The sequence below is a fragment of the Mycobacterium montefiorense genome (assembly GCF_025823255.1).
In the GTDB taxonomy this organism is placed as follows: domain Bacteria; phylum Actinomycetota; class Actinomycetes; order Mycobacteriales; family Mycobacteriaceae; genus Mycobacterium; species Mycobacterium montefiorense.
The window spans coordinates 984,426-1,004,019 of sequence record NZ_JACKVL010000013.1; the positions used below are offsets into that span (position 1 = coordinate 984,426).

The 19,594-nt window shown below is 66.4% G+C and carries 16 protein-coding genes, 1 pseudogene and 1 riboswitch; of the genes and pseudogenes, 10 read left to right on the forward strand and 7 right to left on the reverse strand.

Annotation, left to right across the window (positions count from 1 at the left end):
- Positions 1 to 17 precede the first annotated feature (17 nt).
- The 3 genes and pseudogenes from H7K34_RS18060 to ileS all read left to right on the forward strand — a co-directional run bounded on the left by H7K34_RS18060 (position 18) and on the right by ileS (position 5,515).
- A pseudogene (locus tag H7K34_RS18060) lies at positions 18 to 1,142 on the forward strand (NAD(P)H-dependent flavin oxidoreductase).
- Positions 1,143 to 1,351: 209 nt separating this feature from the next.
- A riboswitch (M-box (ykoK) riboswitch) is annotated at positions 1,352 to 1,521 on the forward strand.
- A 290-nt stretch (positions 1,522 to 1,811) separates the two neighbouring features.
- Positions 1,812 to 2,054, forward strand: a complete 243-nt coding sequence (locus H7K34_RS18065) for an Rv1535 family protein (RefSeq protein ID WP_264063359.1) — start codon at positions 1,812 to 1,814, stop codon at positions 2,052 to 2,054.
- A 323-nt stretch (positions 2,055 to 2,377) separates the two neighbouring features.
- Positions 2,378 to 5,515, forward strand: a complete 3,138-nt coding sequence (gene ileS / locus H7K34_RS18070) for an isoleucine--tRNA ligase (RefSeq protein WP_264063360.1) — start codon at positions 2,378 to 2,380, stop codon at positions 5,513 to 5,515.
- Here the strand turns inward: ileS and H7K34_RS18075 are convergent.
- Together H7K34_RS18075 and H7K34_RS18080 are read right to left on the reverse strand one after the other, a co-directional pair.
- A complete protein-coding gene (locus H7K34_RS18075) occupies positions 5,512 to 6,237 on the reverse strand; it encodes a class I SAM-dependent methyltransferase (protein ID WP_264063361.1) in 726 nt (241 codons plus the stop codon). The two genes, ileS and H7K34_RS18075, sit on opposite strands and share 4 nt — an antisense overlap.
- 315 nt (positions 6,238 to 6,552) lie before the next feature.
- The gene (locus H7K34_RS18080; RefSeq protein WP_264063362.1) at positions 6,553 to 7,119 is read right to left on the reverse strand and encodes a class I SAM-dependent methyltransferase; all 567 of its coding nucleotides are present in this window, start codon (positions 7,117 to 7,119) and stop codon (positions 6,553 to 6,555) included.
- A gap of 32 nt (positions 7,120 to 7,151) precedes the next feature.
- Between H7K34_RS18080 and H7K34_RS18085 the strand changes: the two genes are divergently transcribed.
- Positions 7,152 to 8,576 carry a DNA polymerase IV gene (locus tag H7K34_RS18085; RefSeq protein WP_457852190.1) on the forward strand — a complete coding sequence of 475 codons (1,425 nt, stop codon included), beginning with the start codon at positions 7,152 to 7,154 and terminating at the stop codon, positions 8,574 to 8,576.
- Here the strand turns inward: H7K34_RS18085 and H7K34_RS18090 are convergent.
- A complete protein-coding gene (locus tag H7K34_RS18090) occupies positions 8,541 to 9,467 on the reverse strand; it encodes an asparaginase (RefSeq protein WP_108922828.1) in 927 nt (308 codons plus the stop codon). The two genes, H7K34_RS18085 and H7K34_RS18090, sit on opposite strands and share 36 nt — an antisense overlap.
- 75 nt (positions 9,468 to 9,542) lie before the next feature.
- Here H7K34_RS18090 and lspA point away from each other — a divergent pair, with 75 nt between their 5' ends.
- Together lspA and H7K34_RS18100 are read left to right on the forward strand one after the other, a co-directional pair.
- A complete protein-coding gene (gene lspA / locus H7K34_RS18095) occupies positions 9,543 to 10,175 on the forward strand; it encodes a signal peptidase II (protein WP_264063363.1) in 633 nt (210 codons plus the stop codon).
- Positions 10,172 to 11,098, forward strand: a complete 927-nt coding sequence (locus H7K34_RS18100) for an RluA family pseudouridine synthase (protein ID WP_264063364.1) — start codon at positions 10,172 to 10,174, stop codon at positions 11,096 to 11,098. Before lspA ends, H7K34_RS18100 begins: the two co-directional genes overlap by 4 nt.
- Here the strand turns inward: H7K34_RS18100 and H7K34_RS18105 are convergent, their stop codons facing one another.
- From H7K34_RS18105 to H7K34_RS18115, 3 genes are all read right to left on the reverse strand, one after another.
- Positions 11,099 to 11,857 (reverse strand): class I SAM-dependent methyltransferase, encoded by a 759-nt coding sequence (locus tag H7K34_RS18105; protein ID WP_264063365.1) that lies wholly within the window; start codon positions 11,855 to 11,857, stop codon positions 11,099 to 11,101.
- A gap of 18 nt (positions 11,858 to 11,875) precedes the next feature.
- On the reverse strand, positions 11,876 to 12,502 hold the full coding sequence (locus H7K34_RS18110) for a lysozyme inhibitor LprI family protein (RefSeq protein ID WP_264063366.1): 627 nt from the start codon (positions 12,500 to 12,502) through the stop codon (positions 11,876 to 11,878).
- A 77-nt stretch (positions 12,503 to 12,579) separates the two neighbouring features.
- Entirely contained in the window at positions 12,580 to 12,990 is a 411-nt protein-coding gene (locus H7K34_RS18115) for a group I truncated hemoglobin (protein WP_108922839.1), read from the reverse strand.
- A 222-nt stretch (positions 12,991 to 13,212) separates the two neighbouring features.
- On the opposite strand from H7K34_RS18115, the gene H7K34_RS18120 reads away from it, so the two are divergent.
- The 4 genes from H7K34_RS18120 to dnaE all read left to right on the forward strand — a co-directional run bounded on the left by H7K34_RS18120 (position 13,213) and on the right by dnaE (position 19,130).
- The gene (locus H7K34_RS18120) at positions 13,213 to 14,229 is read left to right on the forward strand and encodes an SDR family NAD(P)-dependent oxidoreductase (RefSeq protein WP_264063367.1); all 1,017 of its coding nucleotides are present in this window, start codon (positions 13,213 to 13,215) and stop codon (positions 14,227 to 14,229) included.
- A gap of 4 nt (positions 14,230 to 14,233) precedes the next feature.
- A complete protein-coding gene (locus tag H7K34_RS18125) occupies positions 14,234 to 15,037 on the forward strand; it encodes an SDR family NAD(P)-dependent oxidoreductase (RefSeq protein ID WP_264063368.1) in 804 nt (267 codons plus the stop codon).
- A gap of 60 nt (positions 15,038 to 15,097) precedes the next feature.
- Positions 15,098 to 15,529 carry a type II toxin-antitoxin system Rv0910 family toxin gene (locus tag H7K34_RS18130; RefSeq protein ID WP_264063369.1) on the forward strand — a complete coding sequence of 144 codons (432 nt, stop codon included), beginning with the start codon at positions 15,098 to 15,100 and terminating at the stop codon, positions 15,527 to 15,529.
- A 67-nt stretch (positions 15,530 to 15,596) separates the two neighbouring features.
- Positions 15,597 to 19,130 carry a DNA polymerase III subunit alpha gene (dnaE, locus tag H7K34_RS18135; protein WP_264063371.1) on the forward strand — a complete coding sequence of 1,178 codons (3,534 nt, stop codon included), beginning with the start codon at positions 15,597 to 15,599 and terminating at the stop codon, positions 19,128 to 19,130.
- Between the two features lie 5 nt (positions 19,131 to 19,135).
- On the opposite strand, the gene H7K34_RS18140 is transcribed toward dnaE, so the two are convergent.
- The gene (locus H7K34_RS18140; RefSeq protein ID WP_264063373.1) at positions 19,136 to 19,582 is read right to left on the reverse strand and encodes a PPOX class F420-dependent oxidoreductase; all 447 of its coding nucleotides are present in this window, start codon (positions 19,580 to 19,582) and stop codon (positions 19,136 to 19,138) included.
- Positions 19,583 to 19,594 lie beyond the last annotated feature (12 nt).

Genomic DNA, 19,594 nt, shown 5'->3' on the forward strand with positions numbered 1-19,594 from the left:
ACTCATAGCGTCGTGACATGCGGACCAGAGTCGCCGAGCTGCTCGGTGTGGAGTTCCCGATATGCGCCTTCAGCCACTGTCGCGATGTCGTCGCCGCGGTCACCAACGCGGGTGGATTCGGCGTCCTCGGGGCGGTCGCGCACAGCCCGCAGCGGCTGAGCAGCGAGCTGGCCTGGATCGAGGAGCAGACCGGCGGCAAGCCCTACGGGGTCGACCTGCTGCTGCCGCCCAAATACGTCGGCGCCGAGCAAGGCGGCATCGACGCGAAACAGGTCAGGGACCTGCTTCCGGAGGAGCACCGCGCGTTCGTCGAAGACTTGCTCGCCCGGTACGGCATCAGCGCGCCGGCCGAACCGCCGCGTGCATCCGCCGGCGGCCTCAACATCTCGCCCAAGGGGTATGAGCCGCTGCTCGAAGTCGCCTTTGCCCATGACATCCGGTTGATCGCCAGCGCGCTCGGGCCGCCGCCTGCCGACCTCGTCGAACGCGCGCACGGCCACGACGTGTTGGTGGCGGCGCTGGCCGGCACCACCGCGCACGCGCGACGACACGCCGCGGCCGGAGTCGATCTGATCGTTGCGCAGGGCACCGAGGCGGGCGGTCATACCGGCGAGGTGGCGACCATGGTCCTGGTTCCCGAAGTCGTCGACGCGGTCGCACCGGTCCCGGTGCTGGCTGCGGGCGGGATCGCCCGCGGCCGCCAGATCGCCGCGGCGCTGGCGCTGGGTGCCGAGGGCGTGTGGTGCGGCTCGGTCTGGCTGACCACCGAGGAGGCCGAGACGGATCCGGTGGTCAAGGAGAAGTTCCTGGCCGCCAGTTCTTCGGACACGGTGCGATCGCGGTCGATGACCGGCAAACCGGCGCGGATGCTGCGAACGGCCTGGACCGAGGAATGGGAGCGGCCCGAAAACCCGGCGCCTCTTGGTATGCCGCTGTAGACGACCCTGGTGACCGAACCTCAGATGCGTATCAACCAGGCGGCCGCTCATCCCGGCACCAAGGCTCGTGAGCTGGCAACCTATTTCGTCGGCCAGGTGGTCGGTTCGCTCGACCGGGTCCGGCCGACCCGAAAGGTCATGCTCGACATGATCGAAGAGTTCGCCGAAACCATCGGACGGCTGGAAAACTTGGCCGACGATTGACCAGGCGACCGGGCGTTCCGGAATGGATGTAGCCTCGCGTGCGGCGACCAAGCGTGCCGCGGCTGTGAACCATGCCACAGCCGCTCAGGTCATAGCATTTGCGCAGTTCAGCACCGGAAGAGCTGATGGAAACCTGTGAAGACGCCCAGAACTTGCCCGACACGCGCCGGAACGGATTGACCCGATTGGGCCCCTCGTGGAGGATGGCAGCAGCACCTCGTTAGGTGAGGCGGCTACACGAACACAGGCCACTGACCCCGAACGTCGAAAGACGCCCCGGGTCAGGACAGCTCCTCCCGGCTTAAGGGTTGAGCCAAAGTGGCTTCCGAATTTCCGGACACGTCGTGTGGTGCCAAAGCTCTGACGAGAGGGGTGCGGATTTCTGGCGGTCGCCGGATTCTGAACTCCTTTTGGTGCGCGCACTAGACGTGGGTAAACCGCACGCGTCGTGGCCGTAGAGGAGGTGAGGGACTCGTGAGTTCCAGTGGCAGTCCGGAGCGAAATCCGGGCTCCGTTCCGTCCCGATCCGGCCTCCGGCTCGACGCCCTCGGCTAAGTCACCGCATAACGTTAATCGGCTTGCCGCTCAAGCGTTCTCGGATCGGAACTACTACGGGACGGACACCTCAGTCCAGTCAGTACCCGTCTGCGATTCCGTCAGGAGACGATCATGACCGCAGCACTGTTCGACGAAGTAGTAGCCGTAGCACCCGCCCGCAACCTGCACGTGGTGCCCGACATGACCCCCACGCGGGCTGCCGCACCCAAGAAGGCGGCGCGCCGCGCCGACGCGCTGCCGTTCGGCATCGGCCACGACCCGGTGGTGGACGGCGTGGCGCTGTTGCTGACCGTTCCGGTGCGTCACGTGTACGCGGCCCTGCTGCGTGTTGGGCTGCTCGAAGTCCGGGCTTGATCGGATGGATGCACCCAGTCCGATGGCTCCAAGGGGCTAGTCGACCGCAGGCCGGTTGGCCGGCCAGCTTGCCCCTTGGAGCCGGAAGTTCTTGATTTGCAGTGGTCCGTAGAATCTTCCTAACGGCACCGATCCGGCCATCACCGGGGAGCCTTCGGAAGAACAGCCGCCAGGCCCAGTAGACCCGAACGGGTAGGCCCGTCACAGCCACTATCGAGCGGCCGTGCGTGAGCGCGGCAAGCGGGGTGGTACCGCGGTGCTCGCGCAGGTAGCGCGTCGTCGTCCCCGGCCTGACCGTAGGCACGCAGGAGACGACGCGCACCGTGACCGAAAACGCTGACGCCAGGGCTTATCCCAAGCTCCCCGGTGGGGCCCCCGACTTCCCCGCACTCGAAGTCGATGTTCTCGACTACTGGGCTCGCGACGACACCTTTCGGGCCAGCGTCGCACGGCGTGACGGCGCCGAAGAGTATGTGTTCTATGACGGGCCGCCGTTCGCCAACGGGTTGCCGCATTATGGGCACCTGCTCACCGGCTATGTGAAAGACATTGTCCCGCGGTACCGCACGATGCGCGGATACAAGGTGGACCGCCGCTTCGGCTGGGATACCCACGGGCTGCCCGCCGAACTCGAAGTCGAACGCCAACTCGGCATCACCGACAAGTCCCAGATCGACGACATGGGCATCGCGGCGTTTAACGAAGCCTGCCAGGAATCGGTGTTGCGCTACACCGGCGAATGGCAGGCTTACGTCACGCGTCAGGCCCGCTGGGTCGACTTCGACAACGACTACAAGACGCTTGATCTGCCGTACATGGAGTCGGTGCTCTGGGCGTTCAGACAGCTGTGGGACAAGGGCCTGGCCTACGAGGGCTACCGGGTGCTGCCGTACTGCTGGCGCGACGAAACCCCGTTGTCCAATCACGAATTGCGGATGGACGACGACGTGTACCAGAGCCGCCAGGACCCGGCCCTAACCGTGGGCTTCAAGGTGACCGGTGGCGAGCTGGACGGCGCCTACCTGCTGGTGTGGACCACGACACCGTGGACCCTGCCGTCGAACCTGGCCGTTGCCGTCAACCCGGACGTGGCCTACGCGCAGGTGAAGGTGGGGGATCGGCGGTTCGTGCTGGCCGAGGCGCGGCTGGCCGCCTATGCCCGCGAAATCGGCGAAGAACCCGAAATCCTCGGCACCCATCTCGGCGTCGACCTGCTGGGCACCCGCTACCTGCCCCCGTTCCCGTATTTCATGGCCGGGGAACCGGGGAGAGCAGAAGCATTTCAGGTGCTGCCGGGCGACTTCGTGACCACCGAGGACGGCACCGGAATCGTGCACATGGCGCCGGCCTACGGTGAGGACGACATGGCGACCACCGACAAGGTGGGCATCTTGCCGGTCACCCCGGTCGACTCCAAGGGCCGCTTCGACGTTACGGTCCCGGATTACCAGCGGCAGCACGTCTTTGACGCGAACCCGAACATCATCCGCGACCTGAAGAACCAGAGCGGGCCGGTCGCGGTGAACCAGCCGGTACTGGTTCGTCACGAAACCTACGAGCACCCCTATCCGCACTGCTGGCGATGCCGCAATCCGCTCATCTACCGGGCGGTGTCGTCGTGGTTCGTCGCGGTCACTGAATTCCGGGATCGCATGGTGGAACTGAACCAGGAGATCACCTGGTACCCAGAGCACGTCAAGGACGGCCAGTTCGGCAAGTGGCTGCAGGGCGCCCGCGACTGGTCGATTTCGCGAAATCGTTACTGGGGCACCCCTATTCCGGTTTGGAAGTCCGACGACCCCGCCTATCCACGCATCGACGTCTACGGCAGCCTCGACGAACTCGAGCGCGACTTCGGGGTGCGGCCCACCAATTTGCACCGCCCTTATATCGACGAGCTCACCCGGCCCAACCCCGATGATCCGACCGGAAACAGCACGATGCGGCGCATCCCCGACGTGCTCGACGTTTGGTTCGACTCGGGCTCGATGCCGTACGCCCAGGTGCACTTCCCGTTCGAGAACGCGAACTGGTTCGACACTCACTACCCGGGTGATTTCATCGTGGAATACATCGGGCAGACCCGAGGCTGGTTCTACACCCTGCATGTATTGGCCACCGCGCTGTTCGACCGGCCCGCATTCAAAACCTGTGTGGCACACGGCATTGTGCTCGGCTCCGACGGCCAGAAGATGAGCAAGTCGCTGCGTAACTATCCGGACGTCTCCGAGGTGTTCGACCGCGACGGCTCCGACGCGATGCGGTGGTTCCTGATGGCCTCGCCGATCCCGCGCGGCGGGAACCTGATCGTCACCGAGCAGGGCATCCGCGAAGGCGTGCGACAGGTACTGCTGCCGCTGTGGAACGCCTACAGCTTCCTGGCCCTCTACGCGCCGAAAGTCGGTACCTGGCGCACCGATTCGGCACACGTACTGGATCGTTACATTCTGGCGAAGCTCGCGGTGCTGCGCGACGAGCTCACCGAGTCGCTGGAGGTCTGCGACATCTCCGGGGCGTGCGAACAGTTGCGCCAGTTCACCGAGGCCCTGACGAATTGGTATGTGCGACGGTCTCGTTCGCGGTTCTGGGAAGAGGACAACGACGCGATCGACACCCTGCACACCGTGCTCGAGGTCACCTCTCGGCTGAGCGCGCCGCTGCTTCCGTTGATCACCGAGATCATCTGGCGCGGTCTGAGCGGTGAGCGGTCGGTCCATCTGACCGACTGGCCGCAAGCCGGCATGGTGCCTTCCGACCCCGGCCTGGTCGCCGCGATGGACCAGGTCCGCGAGGTGTGCTCGGCCGCGTCGTCGCTGCGCAAGGCCAAGAAGCTGCGGGTTCGCCTGCCTCTGCTGAAACTGACGGTGGCAGTGGAGGATCCGCGGCAGCTTGCCCCGTTCACTGATCTGATCGCCGACGAGCTCAACGTCAAGAGCGTGGAGTTGACTGACGCGATCGACAGCTACGGCCGCTTCGAGCTCACCGTCAACGCCCGGGTGGCCGGGCCGCGGCTGGGCAAGGACGTGCAAGCCGCCATCAAGGCGGTCAAGGCCGGTCAGGGCGTCGTCAACCTGGATGGCACCCTGACCGCCGGTCCGGCCGTGCTGCAACCCGAGGAGTACAGCTCGCGGCTGGTGGCCGCCGATCCGGAATTCACCGCGGCACTGCCCGCCGGCGCGGGTCTGGTGGTGCTGGACGGTACGGTGACCCCGGAGCTGGAGGCCGAGGGTTGGGCCAAGGACCGGATCCGCGAGCTGCAGGAGTTGCGCAAGTCGACGGGCCTGGACGTCTCGGATCGCATCCGGGTGGTGATGGCCGTACCCGCCGAACGGTCCGAGTGGGCGCGCGTTCACCGCGACCTGATCGCCGGTGAAATCTTAGCCACCAGCTTCGAATTCGGCGATCCCGCAGACCCAGCCGAGATCGGCGACGGCGTGCGGGTGGCGATCGTTAAGGCTTAGGCGAGCGTCGCCGCGACTGCCAGGGTGACGTATTGCATCGTGAAGCCGCCGCCGAGCGAGTCGATTGCGGTTCCGACGGCATCTCGCACCGCTGCCACCTCGTCGTGCCCGAGCAGGGTGAGCTGGCCGGTGGTGGCCAGATGGTCCAGCCATTCATCGCGCGTGTACCCCCGTTGCCAGTCGAAACGCCAATGCTCGGGTTCGGCGAAACCGCCGGCAGTTCGGATGCCGTCGGTAGCCCTGTTCAGGTTCGCCTCTTGAAGTTCCACACCAGGGGTCTGCGGTGGCGCGTCGGGGGCCACCCGCCGAAATGCATCGTCGAAGGCGCCGCCGACCTCGCTGGGTGGGTCGAAGACATGCCAGTACGCCGCCAACAAGCCGTGTGGCCGCAGCACCTGTGCGGCCTTGCCGGCGCCGCGCACCGGGTCCACCCAGTGCCAGGCCTGCCCGGCGACGACCGCGTCGAAGGACCGGCCGCCCGCGTCCCAGGTTTCGAAGTTGCCGATCTCGACTTCGATCCCGGTCCGCCTGGCCACCTCGGCCATCCGGGTGTCCGGGTCGACGCCGAGTACCGTGACGCCGGCTGCCGTGTACTGCCGCGCTCCGATGCCGGTACCGCAGCCCACATCCAGGAATTCGGCGCCGGGGCTTGCGGCGATGATGCGTTGTATCAGGGCATCGGGATACCGGGGCCTGACCCGGTCGTAGCGATCGGCGTCCACTCCGAAGGACTCTGCGATATCGCGGAGGAGGTGCGGCTGCCGGTCGGAAGAGGGCGAGGGTTCAGTCGACACAGGGGGCATGTCTTCAGTTGTACTCCTGGACAGCGTTCCGGCCATGCCTGCCGTTGCCAGCTTCGGTACGAAAACCTGCTGACTGCAAGCGATCCGGCAGCTTCTCCGGCCAAAGATCGTGTCGTACTAATCACGAAAAGCGGCAGGGTCCGGTAGCTGAGGAAGCATCGTTGCGGATCCCGGACTGTCTGCATGTCAGCGGCACGAATGCCCGCGTGCGCGATATCGCGGAATACATCGCCACTAGGCTTTGACCGCGCGCCAGCGCAGCCTGCCATCGCGAACCTCGACCTCGACATCGCTAAATCCAGCCGCGCGCAAGCGATCCGGCAGGGTGTCCGGCGAAACGGTGTTACAGGTGTCGCGGAAATGCAGAATCCGGAAGCGCAGCGATGTCACGCTGTCGCTGCCGGCGAAGACCCCACCGGGACGCAGCACGCGGAAGGCCTCGGCGAACAACCGGTCCTGCAGTTCGACAGTCGGGACGTGGTGCAGCATCGTGAACGACACCACCGAGCTGAACTCCTCGGCGGGCAATCCGGTGTTGGTGGCGTCGCCGTTGATGATTCGCGCCCGATCGCCGTACAGCCGCTGCAGTCGCTGCGCCATCGGGGTATCGATCTCGACCGAGGTCAGCTTCGGCGTCTTGTCGACCAACACCCTTAGGATCGCGCCGTAGCCGGGCCCGATTTCCAGAGTGTTGTCGCCGAGGTCTACCTCGGCCAGCGCCCACGGCAGCAGGTCGTCTTCGACTGCTTTGGCCCAGCGGTCCGAGCTGCAGATCCGTCGGTGCGCGAGGTTCATGGCCATGTGGAAAACGTTAGCCCCATAGCATCGGTCTTGTGGAGTCCCGATGGGTGCTGCACCTGGATATGGACGCGTTCTTCGCCTCCGTCGAGCAGCTGACCCGGCCGACCCTGCGAGGCCGGCCGGTGCTGGTCGGCGGGCTGGGCGGCCGCGGGGTGGTGGCCGGGGCGAGCTATGAGGCGCGTGTGTTCGGGGCGCGGTCGGCCATGCCGATGCATCAGGCCCGCCGGATGATCGGCGTGACCGCGGTGGTGTTGCCGCCGCGCGGCGTGGTGTACGGGATCGCCAGCCGGCGGGTGTTCGATGCCGTACGCGGCGTGGTGCCCGTCGTCGAGCAGTTGTCCTTCGACGAAGCGTTCGGGGAGCCCTCGCAGCTCGCCGGGGCGTCGGCGCACGATGTCGAGGAGTTCTGCGAAGGGTTGCGGCGACGGGTGCGCGACGAGACCGGGTTGGTCGCGTCCGTGGGGGCGGGCTCGGGCAAGCAGATCGCCAAGATCGCGTCGGGGCTGGCCAAGCCCGACGGTATCCGGGTGGTGCGGCGCGCCGAGGAACGGTTGCTGCTCGACGGGCTGGCGGTGCGGCGGCTGTGGGGAATCGGCCCGGTGGCCGAGGAGAAGCTGAACCGGCTTGGCATCGAGACGATCGGGCAGCTGGCCGCGCTGACCGATGCGGAGGTGGCCAATATCCTGGGTGCGACGGTCGGGCCGGCGCTGCACCGGTTGGCGCGCGGCATCGACGATCGCCCCGTCGCCGAGCGTGCCGAAGCCAAGCAGATCAGCGCCGAATCCACCTTCGCCGTCGACCTGACCAGCCTGGAGCAGCTGCACAACGCGATCGATCCGATCGCCGAGCATGCGCACCAACGCCTGGTCCGCGACGGCCGCGGCGCGCGCACCGTCACGGTGAAGCTGAAGAAGTCCGACATGAGCACGCTGACCCGCTCGGCGACCTTGCCCTACGCGACAGCCGAGGCCGCCTCGCTAATCGCGGTGGCGCGGCGACTGCTGCTCGATCCGCGCGAGATCGGGCCCATTCGTCTACTCGGCGTTGGGTTTTCCGGCTTGAGCGACGTCCGCCAGGAGTCGCTGTTTCCGGATCTGGAGCTGGCGGCGCCGGAGACGGAGGCTGCGCACTCCTTCGAAGCGGCAACAGAAACCGCGACGGAGGCCATGTTCGCGCCGGCTGCCGAAGCCTCGCCGTGGCGGGTGGGCGACGATGTCGAGCACCGCGAGCTTGGGCACGGCTGGGTGCAGGGCGCCGGTCACGGCGTGGTCACCGTGCGATTCGAAACCCGAAGCAGCGGGCCGGGCCAGGCCAAGACATTCCCCGCCGGCACCGCCGGCCTGGTCGGCGCCAACCCGGTCGACTCCCTGGACTGGCCGGACTACCTGGGCGCGCTGCGCGCCCAGGATCCCGCCGACGAGTCAGCCCCAGCGGGCGATGACATCGCCGACCGGTAACCGCGCGGCGAGCGCGGCCATCAGCAGCACCCGGGCCTGCGGCGGGCGCAGCCGCGGCACCATCACGGCACCGGCTTCGACCAGGTCGTGACCGGGACCATAGCCCGCGCTGACCCCGCCGCCGGGAACCCGGGTGGACACCCCGACGACGATGCCGTCGGCGCAATGCCGGCGGACGCCGTCGACCACCGCGGCCCCGGCATTGCCCGAGCCCAGCGCCTCTAGCACTACGGCTCGCGCCCCGGCGGCCACACAGGCGTCCAGGGCCACCGAATCACTGCCCAGGTAGGCCGCGACGATGTCGACCCGCGGTGCGTCGCCAGCCCGCAGCTCGCCCAGGTAGGGGCGAATCTTGGCGCTGGTCAGCGCCACGCCGCCGGTCGTCGTGCCGACCAACTCGCCGGCGAAGCCGCTCAGATCCTGGGTAGCCGCCTTGTGCACGCCCAATGGTTGCAGCACCCGGCCGGCGAACAACACCAGCACGCCGAGGCCAGCTGCGGCCGGGCTGTTCGCCACCGCCACCGCGTCACGCAGATTGGCCGGGCCGTCGGCGTCGGGCGCATCGGCGCTGCGCATGGCACCGGTCAGCACGACCGGGGCGTTGCCCGCATAGGTGAGGTCGAGCCACAGGGCGCTTTCCTCCATCGTGTCGGTGCCGTGCGCAACGACCACGCCCTGAGCGCCGTCGTCGACGGCGGCCCGCACGGCGCCGCTGATCCGGTCCCAGTCGGGGACCGTCAGCTCCGAGCTGTCCACCGCCATCAGGTCGACGACGTCGACACCGAGACCGGAGGTCAGGTCTGTTCCGCTGCGGCTGGGACGGCGCACGCCGTCGGCGCCGGTGTTGGTCGAAATCGTGCCACCGGTGGTGATGACGGTGATGCGACCCATAGTCGAATCATTCCGCATGGGCCGTGGCGACCAGGCCGCACCCGAGCAAGCCGAGCGCTAGGGGATGATAGGGAAGTGCCCGAAGAACCAACAGGATCGGCTGAGCCGGTGACGTCAGCGGGGGAGGCTGCAACGTCCGGGGAAGTGAAAGAGCCCGAGACCCCTGCGCCGCAGCCAGCTCCGAGACGGTTACGCCTGCTGCTGTCGGTCGCGGCCGTCGTGCTGGCGCTCGACGTCGTGACCAAGGTGCTCGCCGTCAGACTGCTGCTGCCCGGGCAGCCGGTGTCGATCGTCGGCGACACCGTGACCTGGACTTTGGTGCGCAATTCGGGGGCCGCCTTCTCGATGGCGACCGGATACACCTGGATGCTGACGCTGATCGCGACCTGTGTGGTGATCGGCATCTTCTGGATGGGACGGCGGCTGGTGTCACCGTGGTGGGCGGTGGGCCTCGGCATGATCCTCGGTGGCGCCATGGGCAACCTCGTCGATCGCTTCTTCCGCGCGCCGGGGCCGCTACGCGGCCATGTCGTGGACTTTTTGTCGATCGGCTGGTGGCCGGTGTTCAACGTCGCCGACCCGTCGGTGGTTGGCGGTGCGATCCTGCTCGTCGTGCTCTCCGTTTTCGGCTTCGACTTCGACAATGTGGGTCGGCGTAAGGCCGACGCGACATCCGGGGGCCGGGGCAAGGCCGACCAAACCGAATGACCGACCGCTCGATGCCCGTTCCGGAGGGACTGGCGGGCATGCGTGTTGATGCCGGACTGTCCCGCCTGCTCGGCCTGTCACGCAGCGCCGTGGCGGCGATCGCCGAAGATGGCGGCGTCGAGCTGGACGGTGTGCAGGCCGGAAAGTCCGACCGGCTGACACCAGGCGCCTGGCTGGCGGTGCGGTTGCCCGAGGCGCCGGCGCCGCCGGAGAACACCCCGGTCGAAATCGAGGGCATGACAATCCTGTACTCCGACGACGACATCGTCGTGGTCGACAAGCCGCCGGCGGTAGCCGCGCACGCCTCGGTGGGCTGGAGCGGGCCCACGGTGCTCGGCGGCCTGGCCGCCGCGGGTTACCGGATCACCACATCGGGTGTGCACGAGCGCCAAGGCATCGTGCATCGCCTCGACGTCGGTACCTCGGGGGTGATGGTGGTCGCGATCTCCGAGCGCGCCTACACCCTGCTCAAGCGGGCGTTCAAACAGCGCACCGTCGACAAGCGCTATCACGCTCTGGTGCAAGGACATCCGGACCCGTCCAGCGGGACGATCGACGCGCCGATCGGGCGGCACCGGGGCGGGGAGTGGAAGTTCGCGGTCACCCAGGGTGGCCGCCACAGCATCACCCACTACGACGCGGTGGAGGCGTTCGTCGCCGCTAGCCTGCTCGATGTACATCTGGAAACCGGTCGCACCCACCAGATTCGGGTGCATTTTGCCGCATTGCACCATCCGTGCTGTGGGGACCTGGTCTACGGGGCCGACCCGAAGCTCGCGAAAAGGCTTGGCCTGGAACGTCAATGGCTGCACGCACGGTCGCTGGGGTTCGCCCATCCGGCCGACGGGCGCTGGGTGGAGTTCGTCAGCCCGTACCCGGCCGACCTGGAGCACGCGTTGGGTGTGTTGCGCGACGAGGGGTGATCAGCCGGGCTTGCGGGCTTCGACGAGAACCCGAGCGGCGTGTGCGACGAAGGGCCCGTCGGATTCGATGCGGTCGTGCAGCTCCCGCAGCCGATCGCGATAGCGCTGAACCGTGAAATCCGGCACCGTCCAGATCACCTTGCGCAGGAAGTAGACAACGGCGCCGATGTCGAAATACTCCTGGCGCAGCCGCTCGAGACGCATACCGACGACCTCCAGTCCGGCTGCCCGCGCCGCCGCGCTTTCGTTGTCCGGGTCCCGGAGAGCCCATGCCTCGGGCTGCGGTCCGATGAAGTACTCGACTAACTCCGCCGCCGTCGCGGGTCCGATGTGTTGGCCCACGTAGGTGCCGCCGGGACGCAACACCCGGGCGATCTCGGACCACCACACGGTGTGCGGATGCCGGCTGGTCACCAGGTCGAATGCCTCGTCAGCGAACGGCAGCAGCGACTCGTCCGGCGTGGCCACCACAACCACACCGCGGGGATGGAGCAGCTTGGTCGCCAGCGAGACGTTCGGTGGCCACGACTCGACGGCCGCCATGGTGGGCGGGAAAGGTCCGGCGCCGGCCAGCACCTCTCCGCCACCGGTCTGCAGATCCACCGCGGCCGAAGCTGCCGCGAAATGTCGGCTGATCAGCTGTTGGTAGCCCCACGACGGTCGCTGCTCGGTGGCCCGGCCATCCAGCCAGGAGAAGTCCCAGCCGTCCACGGATGCCGAATCAGCTTCTGCGATCAGATCTTCAAATGTGCGGCCCACGCTAAGCATTGTCGGGCATCAGGACGTCGAGCAGACGAACTTGGTGCCGTTGAAATCAAGTGTGACCGCGCCCTGATGCTCCCAGTATTCCGAACCCTGCCGCCCATATCTGGCGCCGCTGCCCGACGGCAGCAGGAACAGGATCTGCTGCGCCCCTTTCCAGTTGAGCACCGCTGTCTGCGGATCGAGCTGGTTGTAGAACTGAGCGGTCAGCGGGCCGGCGTCGGCGGGGCAGTGGTAGGTGACGACCGGCGGGGCCACTGTGGCGGGGTCGGCGATCGCCAACTGAACCAGCCGGGTCTCATAGGCCTCCAGCACACAGGTGTGGACGTCGGCGTTGCGGGCACAGTTATCGCGGGATGTCGCCCAGCTGGTCTGCGCGGTCGTCAGTGCGGATCGATCCGCGCCGGGGCGGGCCTGCGCCTGCTGGTAAGCGGTCTGCAGCCGGTGGTCGAGGTCGGTCAGGTGCGGGTCGCTGCAGACCAGCTGTTGCGCGGCGTTCGCCGGTTTGGTGCAGTCCAGGGCCCCGGCGATCGGAGCGGGACTGGAGCTGGTGGGCCCGGGCGAACTGGACACCGGGTGGTTGGTTGTGGAGCTGCACGCGCCCACAAGCAGTGCCGCGGCGATGACTGCGATCGGCCTCATACCTGCTGATTACCGGCTGCACCGCGGCAACCACGCGCGACACGCCCGGATGCCGGAAAATTCGCCGGTGGCCCGGCTCAGACCTTGGCGGTGCTGGCCTCGCCGGAGACGATCTGGGGAGCCAGTGGTGCGATGGCGCTGATGATTTCCACCACCGTCTTCGGCGAGACCCCGGCGGCGGCCAGTGCGTCGGATAAATGCCCGGTCACCAGGTTGAAGTGGTGCATGGTGATACCGCGTCCCTGATGCACCGGCTTCATCGGGGCGCCGGTATAGGGCTCCGGGCCGCCGAGTGCGGCCGCGAAGAACTCGACCTGTTTGCCTTTGAGGCGGTTCATGTTCGTTCCGGTGAAGAAGCCGGACAGTTGATCGTCGGCAAGCACCCGCACGTAGAAGTCTTCGACGACGACTTCGAGCGCCTCATGCCCGCCGATCCGGGCGTAGATGGTTGCCGGCTCCGAGTTGCTGAACTGTGCCCGTAGTTTCATGCCACCATCCGAACATCGCGGCGTTGCCCGTCAGTTAGTCCGCGATCACGCTCGGATTGCCGTAAGTAACAAGCCGATTGCCGACGGGTGGCTAGATCATCGGACACCGCGTGAGAGCCGCGCCGCCGTTCGCGGGTGGGCGATTTGCGGTCCTGGTCGGCCGATGCCCTAGGTTGGCTGTATGACTCACGTCACACCATTTACCGTCAGGAGCGACAACCGATGAACCTTGGCGACTTAACGAACTTGGTGGAAAAGCCATTTGCGGTGGTCTCCAACATCATCAACACCCCCAACTCGGCCGGCCGATATCGGCCGTTCTATCTGCGGAATCTGCTTGACGCGGTGCAAGGGCGCTCGCTCAGCGATGCCGTCCAAGGTAGGACCGTGCTGATCACCGGGGGCTCGTCGGGCATCGGGGAGGCCGCCGCGAAGAGAATCGCGCAAGCCGGCGGAATCGTGCTGTTGGTGGCTCGCACACCGGAAAACCTCGAGAAGGTCGCCGACGAGATCCGCAGCGACGGCGGCGTTGCCCACGTCTACCCATGCGACCTGTCGGACATGGACGCCATCGCCGTGATGGCGGACAAGGTGCTCGACGAGGTTGGCGGCGTCGACATCCTGATCAACAATGCGGGTCGGTCCATCCGACGGTCGTTGGAGCTTTCCTACGATCGGATTCACGACTATCAGCGGACCATGCAGCTGAACTACCTGGGCGCGGTCCAGCTGATCCTCAAGTTCATCCCGGGGATGCGCGAGCGTGGTTTCGGGCAGGTGATCAACGTCTCGTCCGTCGGCGTGCAGACCCGCGCACCGCGTTTCGGCGCCTACATCGCCAGCAAGGCCGCGCTGGACAGTCTTTGCGACGCACTGCAAGCCGAAGTCGTGACCGACGATGTTCGATTCACCACCGTGCACATGGCGCTGGTGCGAACCCCGATGATCAGCCCGACCAAGATGTACGACAAGTTCCCAGCGCTGACGCCGGATCAGGCTGCGGGGGTGATTACCGACGCGATCGTGCACCGGCCGCGGCGGGCCAGTTCACCGTTCGGGCAATTCGCCGCCGTCGCCGATGCCGTCAACCCGAATGTGATGGATCGCGTGCGTAACCGGGCCTTCGGCATGTTCGACGACTCCCATGCCGCCAAGGGCAGTGAATCCTCCACTGACCCATCGCAATTCGACAGACGAAGTGAGACGTTCGTGCAGGCAACTCGCGGAATTCATTGGTGACGTCATGAGCCTTCCTAAAGCCGGTAATCAGACGACGGTTGTCATCACTGGGGCCTCCTCGGGCATCGGTGCCGAGCTGGCCAGCGGCCTGGCCCGGCGCGGCTTCCCGCTACTGCTGGTCGCGCGGCGGCGCGAGCGTCTCGACGAGATCGCCAACCAGGTGAGCGAGGAACACTCGGTCGCCGTTGAGGTCATGCCGCTGGACCTCAGCGACACCAAGGCGCGCGCGAAATTGGCCGGTCGGCTGCGCACCGAACCGATGGCCGGCCTGTGCAACAGCGCCGGCTTCGGCACCAGCGGGGTCTTTCACGAGTTGCCGATCGAACGCGAGAGCGAAGAGGTCACGCTCAACGCGCTGGTGTTGATGGAACTCACCCACGCGGCACTGCCTGGCATGGTCGAGCGGAGCGCGGGGGCGGTGATGAACATCGCGTCGATCGCCGCGTTTCAGCCGCTTCCGTTCATGGCGGTGTACTCGGCGACCAAGGCGTTTGTGCAGACATTCTCCGAAGCCGTGCACGAGGAGCTACACGGGACGGGGGTGTCGGTAACCGCGCTGTGCCCGGGCCCGGTACCCACCGAGTGGGCCGAGATCGCCAACGCCAAGCGGTTCAGCGTGCCCATGGCGCAAGTCTCGCCCGCAGACGTCGCCGAAGCCGCCATCGGCGGGATGCTGGGCGGCAAGCGCACCGTCGTTCCCGGCGTCGTGCCCAAGGTCGTCAGCAACGGCGGCAGGTACACACCACGTAGCCTGCTGCTGCCGGCGATCCGCATCGGCAACCGATTCCGTGGCGGCCCCAGCCACTGAGCGCACAATCAAAGCTCTGAGCGCACCTCGCCGGGTGGCCGCACGGGCTAGGTTTGCTTGATGGCCGCTGTGGAGCTCAACGCCGACGTTCCGATGTCCCCGCAGGACATGTGGGACCACGTCGCCGATCTGGCGGACCTGGGGGACTGGCTGACGATGCACGAGGGGTGGCGCAGCGACCTGCCCGACGAGATCGCCGAGGGCACCCAGATCATCGGCGTGGCGCGCGCCAAGGGCATGCGCAACCGGGTGACCTGGACGGTGACCAAATGGGACCCGCCGCGCGAGGTCGCGATGTCGGGCTCGGGCAAGGGCGGAGCCAAATACGGCGTCACCCTGACGGTGCGGCCCACCGGGGACGGTTCGACCCTCGGTTTGCGCCTTGAACTGGGCGGTCGGGCGTTGTTCGGGCCGGTCGGATCGGCGGCGGCGCGCGCCGTCAAAGGCGATGTCGAGAAGTCGCTGAAGAACTTCGTCGAGCTGTACGGATAAACGGCTCGAGACTCGCCCCGCGACACGCCGAGGAAGCGTCGGCACTCAGTCATAGACTGGCGTCCCTATGAATCAATCCTCCTTCGTGCACCTGCATAACCACACCGAGTACTCGATGTTGGATGGTGCCGCGAAGATCACGCCGATGCTCGCCGAGGTACAGCGGCTTGGGATGCCCGCGGTCGGGATGACCGACCACGGAAACATGTTCGGCGCCAGCGAGTTCTACAACGAGGCGACCAAGATCGGGATCAAGCCGATCATCGGCGTCGAGGCCTACATCGCGCCGGCTTCGCGCTTCGACACGAAGCGAATCCTGTGGGGCGACCCGGGCCAGAAGTCCGACGATGTCTCGGGCAGTGGCTCCTACACGCACATGACGATGGTGGCCGAAAACGCCGCCGGGCTGCGCAACCTGTTCAAGCTGTCCTCGTTCGCGTCGTTCGAAGGCCAGCTCGGCAAGTGGTCGCGGATGGACGCCGAGATCATCGCCGAACACTGCGAGGGCATCATCGCCACCACCGGGTGCCCATCGGGCGAGGTGCAGACGCGTCTTCGGCTGGGGCACGACCGCGAGGCGCTGGAATCCGCCGCCAAGTGGCGCGAGATCTTCGGTCCCGAAAATTACTTCCTGGAGCTGATGGACCACGGCCTGTCCATCGAGCAACGGGTCCGCGACGGCTTGCTCGAGATCGGCCGCAAGCTCGGCATCCCGCCGCTGGCCACCAACGACTGCCACTACGTCACCCGCGACGCCTCCCACAACCACGAGGCGCTGCTCTGCGTGCAGACCGGCAAGACGCTGTCGGATCCGAACCGGTTCAAATTCGACGGCGACGGCTACTACCTGAAGTCGGCCGCCGACATGCGCAAGATCTGGGACGACGAGGTGCCCGGCGCCTGCGATTCCACCCTGCTGATCGCCGAGCGGGTGCAGTCCTACGCCGACGTATGGGCGCCGCGCGACCGGATGCCGGTGTTCCCGGTGCCCGAAGGGCACGACCAGGGAACGTGGCTGCACCACGAGGTGATGGCGGGGCTGCAGCGACGGTTTCCCTCCGGTGTCGGACAGGATTACCTCGACCGGGCCGAATACGAGATCAAGGTCATCTGCGACAAGGGCTTCCCGGCGTACTTCTTGATCGTCGCCGACCTGATCAACTACGCGCGCTCGGTCGATATCCGGGTCGGGCCTGGGCGTGGTTCAGCGGCGGGTTCGCTGGTGGCCTACGCGATGGGTATCACCAACATCGATCCCATTCCGCACGGTCTGCTGTTCGAGCGCTTCCTCAACCCCGAGCGTCCGTCGGCGCCCGATATCGATATCGACTTCGACGACCGTCGCCGCGGCGAGATGGTGCGCTACGCCGCCGACAAATGGGGCTCCGATCGCGTTGCTCAAGTCATTACCTTCGGCACGATTAAAACGAAAGCGGCCCTTAAGGATTCAGCGCGGATCCACTACGGGCAGCCCGGGTTCGCGATCGCCGACCGGATCACCAAAGCGCTGCCGCCGGCGATCATGGCCAAGGACATCCCGCTGTCCGGCATCACCGATCCCAATCATGAGCGGTTCAAGGAAGCGTCCGAGGTTCGCAGCCTGATCGAAACCGACCCGGACGTGCGCACCATCTACCAGACGGCGCGCGGCCTGGAAGGCCTGATCCGTAATGCCGGCGTGCACGCGTGCGCGGTGATCATGAGCAGCGAGCCACTGACCGAGGCCATCCCACTGTGGAAGCGGCCGCAGGACGGCGCCATCATCACCGGCTGGGATTACCCTTCGTGTGAGGCCATCGGCCTGCTGAAGATGGACTTCCTGGGCCTGCGCAACCTGACGATCATCGGCGACGCGCTGGAAAACATCAAGGCCAACAGGGGAATTGACCTCGACCTCGAATCCGTACCGCTTGATGACAAGCTCACCTACGAGCTGCTGGGTCGCGGCGAGACTCTGGGTGTGTTCCAGCTCGACGGCGGGCCGATGCGCGATCTGCTGCGCCGGATGCAGCCCACCGAGTTCAACGACATCGTCGCCGTGCTCGCGCTGTACCGGCCGGGGCCGATGGGCATGAACGCCCACAACGACTACGCCGACCGCAAAAACGCCCGCCAGGCGGTCAAGCCGATTCACCCGGAGCTCGAGGAACCGCTGCGCGAAATCCTCGCCGAGACTCACGGTCTGATCGTCTACCAAGAGCAGATCATGTTCATCGCCCAGAAGGTCGCCTCCTACACGATGGGCAAGGCCGATGCGTTGCGTAAGGCGATGGGCAAGAAGAAGCTCGAGGTGCTGGAGGCGGAGTACAAGGGCTTCTACGACGGTATGACCACCAACGGTTTCTCGGAGCGCGCGGTGAAAGCGTTGTGGGACACCATCCTTCCGTTCGCCGGGTATGCGTTCAACAAGTCGCATGCCGCCGGCTACGGCCTGGTCTCCTACTGGACCGCGTACTTGAAGGCCAACTATCCGGCCGAGTACATGGCCGGGCTGCTGACGTCGGTGGGCGACGACAAGGACAAGGCCGCGGTCTACCTGGCGGACTGCCGCAAGCTCGGCATCACGGTGCTGCCGCCGGACGTCAACGAGTCTCTGGTGAACTTCGCGTCGGTCGGCAAGGACATCCGCTTTGGCCTGGGCGCGGTGCGCAACGTCGGCGCTAACGTGGTGGGCTCGCTGATCAAAACCCGCAGCGAGAAAAGCAAATTCACCGATTTCTCGGACTATCTGAACAAGATCGACATCTCGGCGTGCAACAAGAAGGTCACTGAATCGCTGATTAAGGCGGGCGCGTTCGATTCACTGGGGCATCCCCGCAAGGGCCTGTTCCTGGTGCACACCGACGCGGTCGACTCGGTGCTGGGCACCAAGAAGGCCGAGGCGATAGGACAATTCGACCTGTTCGGTGGCGGTGACGCCGGTGCCGAGGACGTGTTCACTATCCGGGTGCCCGAGGATGAGTGGGAAGACAAACACAAGCTCGCCCTGGAGCGGGAGATGCTGGGGCTCTACGTGTCCGGGCATCCACTCAATGGTGTGGCGCACCTGCTGTCCGCACAGGTCGACACTCAGATACCCGCGATCCTCGACGGCGACGTCGCCAACGAGACCCAGGTGCGGGTCGGCGGCATTCTGGCCTCGGTGAACCGGCGGGTCAACAAGAACGGAATGCCTTGGGCATCAGCCCAATTGGAAGACCTCACCGGTGGTATCGAGGTGATGTTCTTCCCGCATGCGTACTCGGCCTTCGGTGCCGACATCGCCGACGACGCGGTGGTGCTGGTCAATGCCAAGGTCGCGATCCGTGACGACCGAATCTCGCTGATCGCCAATGAGCTTGCGGTGCCGGACTTTTCCAACGCTCAGCCGAACCGGCCGCTGGCGGTCAGCCTGCCCACCCGGCAGTGCACGATCGACAAGGTGAGTGCGCTCAAGCAGGTGTTGGCGCGCCATCCGGGAACCTCGCAGGTGCACCTGCGGCTGATCAGCGGCGACCGGATCACCACGCTGGAGCTCGATCAGTCGCTGCGGGTGACACCGTCGCCGGCGTTGATGGGGGACCTCAAGGAACTCCTCGGCCCGGGCTGCCTTGGCAGTTAAGATCGCTAAGCAAGGTCGACCCGCACGATTGCGCTGTCGGCCCACACCCCGCGGTCACGCGCCCGGCGCAGCTTCTCTCGCAGTGCCAGATTATGGTGCACGTTGGTCACGCCCGGGATTTTGATCAGCGGCACGATGTTCCACTGCCAGCCATAGCGCTCGTGCAGCAGGCGGTTGCCGCGTTCGGCATCGGCGCCCGACAGCAGCGTGGCGCGACCGGCCACCGTCTCGGCATTCCTGCGCGCCCGGCCCCGGTAATCGCAGGCGCGCAGTTCGATGTCGGGGCGGGCGGCCAGCCGTTTGGTCTTGGGGCCGACCTTGGTCCGAAACACCAACGCGTCGCCGTCCTTCGCGAACCAGATCGGGGTGTCGGCGGGTGTGCCGTCGCGCCGAAACGATCGGAGCAGGGCGTAACGGGCGTCGCTGAGCTCGCCGAGTGTGCTGCTATGCATGGTGACAGTCAA